The organism is Streptomyces sp. NBC_01439, from assembly GCF_036227605.1.
Taxonomy (GTDB): Bacteria; Actinomycetota; Actinomycetes; order Streptomycetales; family Streptomycetaceae; genus Streptomyces.
The window spans coordinates 5,295,709-5,308,340 of the sequence record NZ_CP109487.1; the positions used below are offsets into that span (position 1 = coordinate 5,295,709).

The 12,632-nt window shown below is 71.8% G+C and carries 12 protein-coding genes; 6 read left to right on the plus strand and 6 right to left on the minus strand.

From position 1 onward, the window contains the following. The first annotated feature begins 246 nt into the window (after positions 1-246). Complete coding sequence (locus OG207_RS23860; RefSeq protein ID WP_329100635.1) at positions 247-813, plus strand: GlcG/HbpS family heme-binding protein; 567 nt, start codon at positions 247-249, stop codon at positions 811-813. 32 nt (positions 814-845) lie between these two features. Then, complete coding sequence (locus OG207_RS23865; protein ID WP_329100637.1) at positions 846-2,258, plus strand: M1 family metallopeptidase; 1,413 nt, start codon at positions 846-848, stop codon at positions 2,256-2,258. 12 nt (positions 2,259-2,270) lie between these two features. Here the strand turns inward: OG207_RS23865 and OG207_RS23870 are convergent, their stop codons facing one another. Then, positions 2,271-2,789, minus strand: a complete 519-nt coding sequence (locus tag OG207_RS23870; protein ID WP_329100640.1) for a GNAT family N-acetyltransferase — start codon at positions 2,787-2,789, stop codon at positions 2,271-2,273. An 89-nt stretch (positions 2,790-2,878) separates the two neighbouring features. After that, on the minus strand, positions 2,879-3,454 hold the full coding sequence (locus OG207_RS23875; RefSeq protein ID WP_030009238.1) for a TerD family protein: 576 nt from the start codon (positions 3,452-3,454) through the stop codon (positions 2,879-2,881). A gap of 187 nt (positions 3,455-3,641) precedes the next feature. Here OG207_RS23875 and arfB point away from each other — a divergent pair, with 187 nt between their 5' ends. Continuing rightward, complete coding sequence (gene arfB / locus OG207_RS23880) at positions 3,642-4,067, plus strand: alternative ribosome rescue aminoacyl-tRNA hydrolase ArfB (protein ID WP_030009237.1); 426 nt, start codon at positions 3,642-3,644, stop codon at positions 4,065-4,067. Between the two features lie 17 nt (positions 4,068-4,084). Here the strand turns inward: arfB and OG207_RS23885 are convergent, their stop codons facing one another. Next, positions 4,085-4,654, minus strand: coding sequence for a flavin reductase family protein (locus tag OG207_RS23885; protein WP_329100642.1), 570 nt, complete (start codon positions 4,652-4,654; stop codon positions 4,085-4,087). A gap of 303 nt (positions 4,655-4,957) precedes the next feature. On the opposite strand from OG207_RS23885, the gene cdgB reads away from it, so the two are divergent. After that, positions 4,958-6,733: a diguanylate cyclase CdgB gene (gene cdgB, locus OG207_RS23890; RefSeq protein ID WP_329100644.1), complete on the plus strand. Its 1,776-nt coding sequence runs from the start codon at positions 4,958-4,960 to the stop codon at positions 6,731-6,733. A 68-nt stretch (positions 6,734-6,801) separates the two neighbouring features. Then, positions 6,802-7,833 carry a CBM35 domain-containing protein gene (locus OG207_RS23895; protein WP_329100646.1) on the plus strand — a complete coding sequence of 344 codons (1,032 nt, stop codon included), beginning with the start codon at positions 6,802-6,804 and terminating at the stop codon, positions 7,831-7,833. A 145-nt stretch (positions 7,834-7,978) separates the two neighbouring features. On the opposite strand, the gene OG207_RS23900 is transcribed toward OG207_RS23895, so the two are convergent. The 3 genes from OG207_RS23900 to OG207_RS23910 all read right to left on the minus strand — a co-directional run bounded on the left by OG207_RS23900 (position 7,979) and on the right by OG207_RS23910 (position 11,119). Next, positions 7,979-8,899 (minus strand): 1-phosphofructokinase family hexose kinase, encoded by a 921-nt coding sequence (locus OG207_RS23900; RefSeq protein WP_329100648.1) that lies wholly within the window; start codon positions 8,897-8,899, stop codon positions 7,979-7,981. Between the two features lie 136 nt (positions 8,900-9,035). After that, positions 9,036-10,187, minus strand: a complete 1,152-nt coding sequence (gene nagA / locus OG207_RS23905; protein WP_329100651.1) for an N-acetylglucosamine-6-phosphate deacetylase — start codon at positions 10,185-10,187, stop codon at positions 9,036-9,038. Beyond that, positions 10,187-11,119, minus strand: a complete 933-nt coding sequence (locus OG207_RS23910; protein ID WP_329107815.1) for an ROK family protein — start codon at positions 11,117-11,119, stop codon at positions 10,187-10,189. Before OG207_RS23910 ends, nagA begins: the two co-directional genes overlap by 1 nt. Before the next feature lie 176 nt (positions 11,120-11,295). Here OG207_RS23910 and OG207_RS23915 point away from each other — a divergent pair, with 176 nt between their 5' ends. Further along, on the plus strand, positions 11,296-12,594 hold the full coding sequence (locus OG207_RS23915; RefSeq protein ID WP_329100652.1) for an extracellular solute-binding protein: 1,299 nt from the start codon (positions 11,296-11,298) through the stop codon (positions 12,592-12,594). Positions 12,595-12,632: the final 38 nt, after the last annotated feature.

Below are 12,632 nucleotides of genomic sequence, written 5' to 3' on the forward strand. Positions count from 1 at the left end.
CTGTGGGGGTGGAGGGGGTCTTGACCAGGAAATACCTCGCTGGAGGCGGGCCGCATCGACCGATCGGATGACCCCGGGGTCATCCGGTCCGGTGGGCGGGGCGAGCCGGTACGGGGACGGGGCGCAGGGGGTTCCGGGCCGAGGCTTGGAGCAGTGAAGGAGCCGGTCCGACCGGCCCGGAGCGCCCCGTGCCGACCCCGTGCCCCGTGCCCCCGCGCACCCGTGCCACCGTTCTCAGGAGCAGAGATGAACACCCGCACCCGCGTTCTCACCGGTACCGCCCTCGCCGTCGCCCTGGGCGCCGGAACCTTCGGAGCCGTGAGCGCCAGCGCGACCCCCGCCTCCGACGTCGCCTCGGCGTCCGTCGCCTCGGTCTCCTCGAAGAAGGACGGGGCGGGCGACAAGAACTTCACCACGACGACGCACCTCACCGTCGATGCCGCGACCCGCGCCGCCCAGGCCGCGCTGAAGGCCGCCGAGTCCGAGAACCAGAAGGTGACGGTCGCGGTCGTCGACCGCAACGGCAACACCATCGTCACCCTGCGCGGCGACGGCGCGGGTCCGCAGTCCTACGAGTCGGCGCAGCGCAAGGCCTTCACCGCCGTGTCCTGGAACGCCCCGACCTCGGTCCTCGTGGGCCGCCTCGCCCAGACCCCGAACCTGAAGGACATCCCCGGCACCCTCTTCCTCGGTGGTGGCACCCCGGTCCAGGCGAACGGCGCGCCCGTCGCCGGTGTCGGCGTGGCCGGCGCCCCGAGCGGTGACCTGGACGAGAAGTTCGCCAAGGCGGGCGTGGACGCGCTCGGCAAGTAACCCGCGGAGCCGGCCCGCCTAGGATCGAGTGCGTGGAACTCCGTGCCCTCTCCCGCCTCGCCGCCCCTGCCGTCGCCGTCCTGCTCGCCCTCACCACGGGGTGTACGGGGGAAACGGTGCAGGGGCGGCCGGGTGCGTCGGGGCTGCGCGACCCGTACTTCCCCCGGGCCGGGAACGGCGGCTACCAGGTCGACCACTACGCGCTGGACCTGGACTACGACCCCGCCGACGGGCAGCTGCACGGCACGGCCGTGATCACGGCCCGCGCCGAGCAGGCGCTCAGCTCCTTCAACCTGGACCTCAGCGGCCTGGACGTCCAGGGCGTGACCGTCCAGGGCGAGGGGGCCCGGTACAACCGGACCGGCACCGAGCTGACCGTGCGCCCCGCCGAGGACCTGAAGAAGGGCGAGGTCTTCCGTACGGAGGTCGACTACAGCGGGAAGCCGAAGTCCCTCGCGGATCCGGACGGCGCCAAGGAGGGCTGGATCACCACGGAGGACGGTGCGGTCGCCGTCGGCGAGCCGGTCGGTTCGATGACCTGGTTCCCCGGCAACCACCATCCCAGCGACAAGGCCGCGTACGACATCACCCTCACCGTTCCGCGCGGCTACGAGGCGGTGTCGAACGGAGAGTTGCGCTCCCGTACCGAGGACGCGGACGGGCGGACCGTCTTCGCGTGGCACAGTCCGGAGCCGATGGCGAGCTATCTGGCGACCGCCGCCGTCGGGCGGTACCGGGTGACGACCGGGCGGACGCCCTCGGGGATCGGCCTCTACAGTGCCGTGGCGCCCGGGGAAGAGGCCGCGAGCACCGGTCCGCTCACGCGGCTGCCGGAGATGGTGGACTGGAGCGCGGGCCGGTTCGGCCCGTACCCCTTCGCCACGGCGGGTGCGATCGTGGTGCCCGCCGGGACCCTCACCTACGCGCTGGAGACCCAGGGCCGGCCCGTCTACTCCGGTGCGCCCGAGGACGAGGAGCTCGTCGTGCACGAGCTCGCGCACCAGTGGTTCGGCAATTCGGTGTCGCCGAAGTCCTGGAAGGACATCTGGCTCAACGAGGGTTTCGCGACCTATGCCGAGTGGCTGTGGGCCGAGGACCACGGCGGGCCCACGGCGCAGCAGCACTTCGAGGCGTTCCTGGCCGGCGACACGGACGTGGACGGGGACGCCGGTGTCGACTGGGACGCCTTCCCGCCGGCCTCCCCGCCCGGGCCCGAGGAGATCACCGCGGCTCCGGTGTACTACCGCGGCGCGATGGCCCTGCACCGGATCCGCCAGGAGGTCGGCGACGAGAAGTTCTTCGACCTGGTGCGCGGCTGGGCCACCGACCACCGCCACGGGAACGCGAACACAGCCGAGTTCACCGCCTACGCCGAGAAGAAGACCGGGCAGGACCTGAAGGAGGTCTGGGACGTGTGGGTGTACGGGAAGGACCGGCCGAAGTAGCGTCCCGGTCCGCTACGGGGCTTCGAGCGGCTTGCGCAGCACGGTGCAGTCGCGGCCCAGCTCGCGGTCCTTGGCCTTGCGGAGGGTGACGTACCCCTGGGACTGCCAGAAGGCGAGGGCCTCGGGGTTGTTGTCCAGTACGGCGATGCGGACGCCCGCGCGTCCGGCGGCGCGGAAGCGGTCCTCGACCAGGGTGGCCACGGTGCGGCCGTACCCCTCGCGGTGCGCGGTGGCGTCGATGAGCAGCAGGCCGATCCACGGGTCCGGGTCGTCGGCGGCGGGTGCTTGCGCGAGGGTGGCGGCCAGCCCGACGAGGCGTCCGGCGGACCGTGCGAGGAGCACCTCGGCGCTGTCGTGGGCGAGTTCACCGGCGAGCGCGGCGGCGACCTGTTCGACCGTGATGCGGTCCGGATCGGGGAAGTCTCCGCTGAGTTCGAAGAACGCGTGGTTCGTCGAGTAGAGAGCGGCGATCTCGGTGAGCACCGGGCCGGGAAGGGCGCCGTCGACGGGGACGAGCGGTTGCAGGATCACCTGTCGAACGGTAGCGAAGCCCCCTCCCCGGACGGCCGGGAGGGGGCTTCACCAGCGCTGTTGTCCGGCGGGTGCCGGACCGGGCGGTCTTAGACGTTGACGCCGAAGTCCTGCGCGATGCCGGTGAGGCCGGAGGCGTAACCCTGGCCGACGGCGCGGAACTTCCACTCGGCGCCGTTGCGGTAGAGCTCGCCGAAGACCATGGCGGTCTCGGTCGCCGCGTCCTCGGAGAGGTCGTAGCGGGCGATCTCGGCGCCGCCGGCCTGGTTCACGACGCGGATGTACGCGTTGCGGACCTGGCCGAAGTTCTGGCTGCGGGCCTCGGCGTCGTAGATGGAGACCGGGAAGACGATCTTGTCCACGTCGGCCGGGAGGCCGGCGAGGTTGACGTTGATGGCCTCGTCGTCGCCCGCGCCCTCGCCGGTGCGGTTGTCACCGGTGTGGACGATGGTCTGGTCCGGGGTGGACTTGTTGTTGAAGAAGACGAAGTGGCCGTCGGAGACGACCTTGCCCGTCGGGTTGACCGCGATGGCCGAGGCGTCGAGGTCGAAGTCGACACCGGTCGTCGTACGGACGTCCCAGCCGAGGCCGACCGTGACGGCAGCGAGGCCCGGGGCCTCCTTCGAGAGCGAGACGTTGCCGCCCTTGGACAGGCTGACAGCCATGGGATTGTCCCTTTCCTCATCCAACATGCACGTACAGGCGGTCAAACTACCGCTGCCCCCTATAACGCGACGAGAGGCCGGTCGGGTTCCCGTCGTGAATTGTCTGTGACGGGGAATCTCCGGGTGTCGAATGCGGAGGCGGTAAATACGGGTGACGGCGGCCGCGCCGGGGGCGGATCATAGGGGCATGCCTGGTCCTTATGTCATCCGCGGTTCCGTCGTGCTTCCCGAGGGGGAGCTCGCCTGGCGGTTCTCGCGGTCCTCGGGGCCGGGTGGTCAGCACGTGAACACCTCGGACTCGCGCGTGGAGCTGTTGTTCGACCTGGCGGCCACCAAGGCGCTGCCCGAGGTGTGGAAGGAGCGGGCGCTGGAGCGGCTCGCGGCGAAGCTGGTGGACGGGGTGGTGACCGTACGGGCCTCCGAGCACCGCTCGCAGCTGCGCAACCGGGAGATGGCGCTGGTCCGGCTGGCTTCGCTGCTGGCCGAGGCGACGGCGCCGCCGCCGAAGCAGCGCCGGCCGACGAAGATCCCGCGCGGGATCAATGAGCGCCGGTTGCGCGAGAAGAAGGCGCGGGCCGAGACCAAGCGCGGCCGCACGGGCCGGGACTGGTAGTCCCGCCCGTGCCCGTCTTAAGCGCCCAGGTGCCGGTAGCGCCCGCGGAAGTACGCCAGCGGCTGCCCGTCCGGGGACGGCAGGGCGGCCGTGAGGACCCGGCCGACGACCAGGGTGTGGTCGCCCGCCTCGACGCGGTTCTCCGTACGGCATTCCAAGGTGGCCAGGGCGCCGTTCAGCAGCGGCGCCCCGGAGGCCTCGCCGCGGACGTACGGCAGGTCGGCGAAGAGCAGCCGGTCGCTGATGCGGCCCTTCATCGAGAAGCGGCCCGCCACCTGGAGCTGGTGGTCGGCGAGGACCGACACCGCCCACAGGGGCTGTTCCGCCAGCAGGTCGTCCATCCGGGAGCCCTCGCGCAGGCTCACCAGGACCAGCGGCGGGTCCAGGGACACGGACATGAAGGCGGTCGCCGTCATGCCGACGTCCTCGCCGCGCGGGCCGTCCGCCGCCAGTGGGGGCTCGTGCGCGGTGATCAGGCACACGCCCGCCGCCAGCCGGGACATCGCGGCCCGGAACTCGTCATTGCTCACTCCCTCAGCATGCGGGGTTCCGTGGGACGGGGCGGGTACGGGGGTCGTCTTCAGCACGCTGAAACGCTAATCTCGCCCTTCCGCGCCGCACATCGGGCCCTGGTCCGAGTCGCGCCCCCGCCCCTTGGCCTAGGCCCGGGCGTATCGTTTGCTCTCGAGAATGTGGGGGAGCGCTCCCAGTCGGTGTACGGGCCCGTTGCGCACCGATATTCACCTGATGTGACTTGAGTCACAGAGGGCAAGATTTGTTGACCCTGTGTACCTGCCGCACAGCTCACTGTGATTCAGTGGACGGGACACCGCAACGAAACGCCGATGACAAACCTGGAGTTGCTGTCGAGGTCTCGGGGAGAGCGAGCAATGGAGACCGAGTCGGAGCCGTACGTCCGTCTTGCGACCCTGCGGCAGCTGCATCGGGTGGTGGCCGAGCTCAATACGGCCCGGAGCCTGGCGGACACCCTGCAGACCGTCGTGGACGGCATCGTCGTGGGGCTCGGCTACGAACTCGCCTGTGTCAACCTCGTTCGCCCGGACGGTGATCTCGTCGTCGCTGCCTTCGCCGGCGATCCTGCTGCGGAGGCCCTCATCACCGGCCGCGTCGGCTCCCGCGCCTCCTGGGAGCGCCGCCTGACGATGGGTGAGAACTGGGACGGGCTCAGGTTCATCCCGCACACCGAGGGCTGGGTCCTCATGGAGGACGACGTGCCCCAGTGGCACACCGACGGCCCCGATCCGCGGTTCGAGGACGAGTGGCACCCCGAGGACCGGCTCTACGCACCCATGTACGCGTCCGGCGGGGAACTTCTGGGTGTCATTTCGGTGGACAGACCGCGCAACGGCCGCCGGCCCGGCGCCTGGGGCCGCGAAGCGCTCCAGATGTACGCCTTCCAGGCGGCGATTGCGATCAGCAATGCCAGGCTCCGGGCGAACATGCAGCGCGCCCTCGTCCGGCTGGAGCGCGAGCAGCAGGCGCTGCGCGCCAGCGAAGAGTCGTTCCGCCAGGCCTTCGAGTACGCGCCCAGCGGCATGGCGATCGCCGAGATGGGCGGGGACCAGCACGGCCGGCTCCTGCGGACCAACGACGCGCTGTGCCGCCTCCTCGGCCGGCCCGCCTCCGTCCTGCGCCGCTACTCCTTCTCCGACCTGGTCCACCCCGAGGACATCGGCACCCTGCTGCGCACCTCCGCCGAGGGCGGCCGCGCCGAGCTGCGGCTCGGTCGCCGCGACGGCACGTACGTATGGGTCTCGCTGCGCAACTCCGTCGTCGCCGACGCCGCCGACGGGCCCCGGTTCCTGCTCACGCACGTCGAGGACATCGAGGAGCGCAAGCGGCACGAGCTCCAGCTCGCCCACCGCGCCAGCCACGACTCGCTGACCGGCCTGCCCAACAGTGCCGAGCTGCGGGCCCGGCTCGGCGCCCGGCTGTGCCGTAGGCCACAGTCCGTACGGGCCAGCGCGATCGAGGCGCTGGACGCGGCCTTCGAGGGGCGCGACGGATACGACGGGCACGCCGCGCACGGGCCGCACGGGGGGCATGCGGCGCACGCGGGGTACGACGGGCACCCGGTGGGGGCGGAGGCGGGTGGTGCCGGTGAGCACGGGTTTCATGCCGACGGCCCCGACCGGTACGCCGGGGCCGACCCCTTCGAATTCCCCGGGGCGCCGCCCGCCCCGTCGGACGGCCCGTACGACCACCACGTGCACACGGTGGCGCCCGCGACCGACGTCGACGACGGGACGAAGGGGCTCGCGGTCCTCTTCTGCGACCTGGACGGCTTCAAGTCGATCAACGACCGGTTCGGGCACCACACGGGCGACGCGGTCCTGATCGAGGTGGCCCGGCGGCTGACGACCGGCGTCAGGGACGGTGACACCGTCGCCCGGCTGGGTGGTGACGAATTCGTCGTCCTGGCCGACGGCCTGGGCGCCGCCGACGCCGCCGACCTCGCCGTCCGGCTGCGCAACGCGATCATCCCGCCGATCCGGGTGGACGGCCGTGCGGTGCGTGTCGGGGCCAGTTTCGGCATCGGCTGGGCCAGCTGCGGGATGTCCGCCGACGAGGTGCTGCGCTCCGCCGATCAACGGATGTACATCGAGAAAAGGTCCCGGTCGAAGGCCCATCGCCGGGCGGGATGAGGCGGTCTGCCGCTCGTGGGCGCACCTGTTCGGGGTAGGCTCCCGGGGGTCGAAAGGAGTGACCTGCGATGACGACGCCCGCGAACAACGGCCCGTACGGTGGGGCGAACAAGCCCGAGGACGACGATCCGTTCGGCTACCTCTACGAGGACGGCCAGGCGGCCGGAGCCACCCCGCCCGCATCGGGCGGTGGATACGGCTACCCCGGCGCGTCGGCCGGCGGTCACCACGGTCCCCAGCCCGGCGTCCCGCGCACCTCGCACCACCAGGTGCGGACGGTCGGCGAGCGCAGGAACGGCGGCCAGCGCGGACCCGTCCCGCAGCAGGGCCCGGGCTACCAGGCCCAGTACCAGGCCCCCGAAGCGCTCCAGGCCGGCGGCTACGGCGTTCCGCAGCAGGCGCACCCCCCGCAGCACCAGACCCAGGCGACTCCGCACCCGGGCGGTCACGGTGGCGGCGGCGGTGGCTCCAGCCGTCGCGGTCTGCTGATCGCGGCCGTCGCGGTCGTCGCCGTCGTCGTGATCGGCATCGTCGCCGCCCTGCAGTTCGGTGACAAGGACAAGGGCAAGGGTGGGGAACAGCCCACTGCGAACGACGGCCAGCAGTCGGCGGCTCCCCAGAACCCGGCCAGCCCGGCCCCGAGCAGCAGCCCGAAGCCCTCGCAGGCCCCGCTCCCCAAGGGCGAGGCGGCCGGCGCGGGCATGGTGCTGACCGGTGGTGCGCGGCTGGAGAGCACGGTGCCCGGTTCGAAGAGCTCGGGCGGCCAGTACGTCGCCGGCTTCAACCAGACCGGTGCGGCGCTCACCTGGACGGTGGACGTGCCGGAGGCGGGTGAATACACGCTGTTCGTCAACTACGGCGTTCCCGGCAAGCCCGGCAAGGCGACCCTCACGGTCAACGGGCAGAGCCCGAACCAGTCGCTGAACCTGGACAATTTCGCCAAGGCGGCGGACGGCGCCTGGGAGAAGGGCTGGACGCGCACCTTCGCGTTCATCACCCTCAAGAAGGGCACGAACACGATGAGGATCTCGTGCGAGGCCGGCAACCAGTGCGACGTCGTCTTCGACCAGCTGGAGCTGGGTTCGGGCCACAAGCGCTGACGGCGCTGACGGCGGGGACGGACGCCCCCGGAGACACATCAGGCCCTGCCGCACCCGTGCGGCAGGGCCTGTTTCCGTCGTGCTGCAGTCAAGGGCGTCGTCCACACGGCACCGTGACGGATGTTCAGTCTTCGTCGCGGAGCGGTCAGTCACCGTCGGTGACGCGCACGGAGTGTCGCAACTCCTCGTAGACGCCGGGGTCGAAGGCCCCCGCCACCGGGGCGAGGACGGTGGCCGCCGAGAGGGCGACCGCGCGGGTGAGGCGTTCCGGCCAGTCCAGGCCCTCCGCCAGTGCGGACAGCAGGCCGGCGACCACGGAATCGCCTGCTCCGGTCGGGTTGCCGGACAGTCGGTGCGGCGGGGCCGCCCGCCAGGCGCCCTCGGCGGTGCAGGCCAGCAGGCCGGCCGGGCCGAGCGAGGTGACCACCGCGTGGGCGCCCCGGCGGCGGGCGTCGCGGGTGGCGGGGAGCGGGTCGCGGGATCCGGTGAGCTCGGCCAGTTCGGCGGCGTTCGGCTTGATGATCTCCGGGCGGGCGGCCACTCCGCGGCGCAGGGCCTCGCCACTGGTGTCCAGCAGTACGGGCACCCCGGCCGCGCGGGCCGACCGTACGAGCAGCGCGTACGCGCCCACCGGCACGCCCGGCGGGAGGCTGCCGCACAGGGCCACCGCGCGGGCGCCGCGCACGAGGTCCTCGTAGCGGGCCAGGAACCGCGCCCACTCGGCGGCGGTGATCTGCGGGCCCGGCTCGTTGAACTGCGTGGTGTCGCCGGAGGTCGCGTCGGCGACGGCGACCGTGCGGCGGGTGTTGCCCGCGCAGGGCACCAGGGCGTCGACCGCCCCCGACGACTGCGCAAGCAACTCCCGTACGACGGAGCCGACGGGGCCGCCGGCGAAGCCCGTCGCGGTCACCTCGTGCCCGAGGGCGGCCAGGACGTGCGCGACGTTGATCCCCTTGCCGCCGGGGCGTTCGGTGACGGTGGAGACCCGGTGCGAGGCGTGCGGGAGCAGCCGCGGCACGCGGTACGTGACGTCGAGCGCCGTGTTGAGCGTCACGGTAAGGATCATGGGTACTCCCGGGTCTGATGCTGCCGGGATCATGCCAGGGGGTACCTTCCAGCGGTAGCCGGGGGAGCGGGCGGTCGGCCCGGTTCCGGGGTCGCCCGGTTCCCTCCGCACAGCCGCCCGGCCGTCAGACCGGCGGTCAGGAGGGCGGGCTGACGATCCATTCGCCGCGGCGCATGACTCCCTTGACGTCGAACGCGGCGTCCAGCACGACGAGGTCCGCGTACTTGCCGGGCTCCAGCGAGCCGATCTCGTCGTACAGGCCGATCAGCTTGGCCGGGTTGGCGGAGATCGCCTGGACCACGGACTCCACCGGCAGCTTGTCGAGGGTCACCGAGCGCTTGAAGGCGGTGTCCAGGGTCAGTGTCGATCCGGCGATGGAGCCGCCCTCCACCAGCCGTGCCACGCCGTGCTTGACCTCGACCTCCAGCGGGCCGAGGTGGTAGGTCCCGTCGCCGAAGCCGGCCGCGTCCATCGCGTCGGTGATCAGCGCGACGCGGTGCGCGCCCGCGTGGTGGAAGGCCAGTTCCAGTGCCGCCGGGTGCAGGTGGGTGCCGTCGTTGATGAGCTCGACGGTGATCCGCTCGTCCTCCAGCAGCGCGGCGATCGGGCCGGGTTCGCGGTGGGCGAGGGGCGGCATCGCGTTGAAGAGGTGGGTGGCCACGGTCGCGCCCGCGTCGATGGCGGCGCGCGTCTGCTCGTACGTGGCGTCCGTGTGGCCGATCGCCGCGATGACCCCGTGTTCGGCGAGCAGTCGTACGGAGTCCAGGCCGCCCGGCAGTTCGGTGGCGAGGGTGAACATGCGGGCGGCGCCGTGCGCGGCGTCGATGAGCTTGCGGACCTCGGCCGGGTCGGGGTCGCGGAGCAGGTCCTCCTTGTGGGCGCCCTTGCGGCAGGGGTTGATGAACGGCCCCTCGAAGTGGATGCCGGCGATCTCGCCCGCTTGCGTCAGTTCGGCGAGCAGCCCGGCCCGCCGGGCGAGTTCGTCCAGGTCCCCGGTGACGGTGGAGGCGACCAGGGTGGTGGTGCCGTGTTCGCGGTGGGTGCGGACCCCCTTGAGGACGTCCTCGGCGGTGCCGGAGGTGAACGAGGCGCCGCCGCCACCGTGGTTGTGCATGTCGACGAAGCCGGGGACGATCCAGTGCCCGGACAGGTCGACGCTCAGCGCACCCTCGTGGGCGCTGCCGGCGATGCGGTCGCCGTCGACGATGACTCTGCCGTTCGCCACCGTTCCGGTGGGCAGCACCACCCTGGCGCCCGAAAGAACAGTGCTGTGCGCGCTTCCGGACATCAGGCAGGTACCTCCGTGGCGAGTAGGTCCCAGGCGAGCAGACCTGCGCCCAGGCATCCGGCGGTGTCCCCGAGGGCAGCCGGAACGATGTGGGGGAGCCGCTGGAACGTCACGCGCTCCTCCACGGCCGTCCGTAGTGGTGTGAACAAGGTCTCCCCGGCCTCCGCCAGCCCGCCGCCGATGATCAGCGTGCGCGGGTCCAGCAGGGTGATCGCGGTGACCAGTCCGTCGGCGAGGGCGCCGACGGCGGCCAGCCAGACCTCCCGGGCGCGCGCGTCCCCGGACGCGACGGCCTTGGCGCAGTCCGCGGCGTCGGCCTCCGGGTCGCCGGAGGCCGCGGCCCAGGCGCGGCTGACGGCCGCGGCGGAGGCGAGGGTCTCCAGGCAGCCGTGCTGGCCGCAGCCGCAGGCGGGGCCGCCCGGGCGCACCACGATGTGCCCGATCTCGCCCGCGTAGCCGTGGGCGCCGGCCTCGATGCGGCCGGCGATGCCGATGGCTCCGGCGATGCCGGTGCCGAGCGGGACGAAGAGGAAGCGGTCGGCTCCCCGGCCGGCGCCGATGCGGCCCTCGGCGAGTCCACCCGTGCGCACGTCGTGGCCGAGGGCCACGGGGATGCCGCCGAGGCGGTTGCTGAGCAGGGCGCGCATCGGTACGTCGCGCCAGCCCAGGTTCGCCGCGTAGACGGCGATCCCGTGTTCGGCGTCGACGATGCCCGGGACGGCGATGCCAGCGGCCGAGGCGGGCCGTCCGAAGCGCTCCCGGCCGATGTCGAGCAGCTCGGCGGCGAAGTCCTGGATCGTCTCGACGACGGCGTCGGGGCCCCGCTCGCGGCCGGTGGCCCGGCGCGCTTCGTGGAGCAGGTTGCCCTCCTCGGCGACGAGGGCGGCCTTCATCCCGGTGCCGCCCACATCGAGGGCGATGACGTGTTTCACGGGTTTCACAGAGACAGTCTCGCGTGCTCGGCGGGGAAAGGTCTAGTCCAATGAGGGAGATTGTTGAGCGGCCATACAAATTCGGGACCCGGGTCGGGAGCTCGATGTGGACGAGCCGCCAAAGTGGTGTAGACCTTACGTGGATCGTACGTACAAGAAGTCGTGGATGGAGAACTGTGAAGGGCCGTTACCTGAGCCTGGCCGCGTCCGGCGCCGTGCTGTGCCTGACTGCCGTGACGCTGACGGGCTGCGGAGCCCTCGACGGGCTCACCGGAGACAACGAGGTGACCCTGCGGGTCGTGGCGGCTGACTACGGGGACAATCCGCAGAACTCCTCCGAGGCGTACTGGAAGGACCTCGCCACGGGCTTCGAGAAGGCCAACCCGGGCACCAAGGTCGAGGTCAGCGTCTACTCCTGGTCCGAGGTCGACGCCAAGGTCGCCGAGATGGTCAAGGCCGGCAAGGCCCCCGACATAGCCCAGATCGGCGCCTACTCCGACTACGCGGCCGCCGGCAAGCTGTACTCGGCGGAAGAGCTGCTCTCCGTGAAGACCGAGGCCGACTTCCTCGGGCCGCTCGCGGACGCCGGCAAGGTCAAGCAGGTCCAGTACGGCATGCCCTTCGTCTCCAGCACCCGGCTGCTCTTCTACAACGAGAAGCTGCTCGCCGACGCCGGTGTGATCGGCAAGGACGCCAAGGGATGGCAGCCGAAGAGCTGGGCGGACCTCGAAGCCGCGGCCAAGAAGCTCAAGGCCGCGAACGTGCCCACCCCCTTCGCGCTGCCGCTGGGCCGCGAGGAGGCGCAGGCCGAGACGATGATGTGGATGCTCGCGGGCGGTGGCGGCTACACCGACAACGAGGAGTCGTACGCGATCGACTCCGCCCCCAACGTCAAGGCGCTGGAGTTCCTGCGGGACAAGATGGTCGGCCAGGGGCTGACCGGCCCCGTGGAGCCCGGCAAGCTGGACCGGCAGGCCGCCTTCGACGGCTTCACCAAGGGCGAGGTCGGCATGCTCAACGGGCACCCGACACTGCTCAAGCAGGCCGCGGCCAAGGGTGTGAAGTTCGGCATGGTGCCGCTGCCCACCTCCGACGGCAGCGACCAGCCCGCGATGGGCGTGGCGGACTGGATCATGGCCTTCAAGAACGGCCACCGCCAGGAATCCGGCAAGTTCCTGGACTTCCTGTACCAGCCGAAGAACGTGACGGCCTTCACCGAGAAGTACGACCTGCTGCCCGCCACCACCAGCGGCTACCAGGCCAAGCAGGCCGCCACCGGCGGCTCGTCCGCGCAGCTGAAGCCCTTCCTCACGGCACTGCCCAGCTCCCGGCTGTACCCGGTCGGCAAGAAGTCCTGGGCGGGCGTCAGCGAGGACATCAAGCAGAACATCGGCAAGACCGTCCAGCCCGGCGGACAGCCCGCGAAGGTGCTGGAGCAGATCGCCAGGGCCGCCCGCGCGTCCGACCCGCGCTGACCGGTGGCGGCGGGCCGGGTGTCAGAGCGCGGCGTTAA

What these genes read in the sequence shown, in the direction of transcription:
- OG207_RS23860 (WP_329100635.1), top strand. Translation starts at nt 247, where the DNA reads ATGAACACCCGCACCCGCGTTCTCACCGGTACCGCCCTCGCCGTCGCC.
- OG207_RS23875 (WP_030009238.1), bottom strand. Translation starts at nt 3,454, where the DNA reads ATGGCTGTCAGCCTGTCCAAGGGCGGCAACGTCTCGCTCTCGAAGGAG.
- arfB (WP_030009237.1), top strand. Translation starts at nt 3,642, where the DNA reads ATGCCTGGTCCTTATGTCATCCGCGGTTCCGTCGTGCTTCCCGAGGGG.
- cdgB (WP_329100644.1), top strand. Translation starts at nt 4,958, where the DNA reads ATGGAGACCGAGTCGGAGCCGTACGTCCGTCTTGCGACCCTGCGGCAG.
- OG207_RS23895 (WP_329100646.1), top strand. Translation starts at nt 6,802, where the DNA reads ATGACGACGCCCGCGAACAACGGCCCGTACGGTGGGGCGAACAAGCCC.
- OG207_RS23900 (WP_329100648.1), bottom strand. Translation starts at nt 8,899, where the DNA reads ATGATCCTTACCGTGACGCTCAACACGGCGCTCGACGTCACGTACCGC.
- nagA (WP_329100651.1), bottom strand. Translation starts at nt 10,187, where the DNA reads ATGTCCGGAAGCGCGCACAGCACTGTTCTTTCGGGCGCCAGGGTGGTG.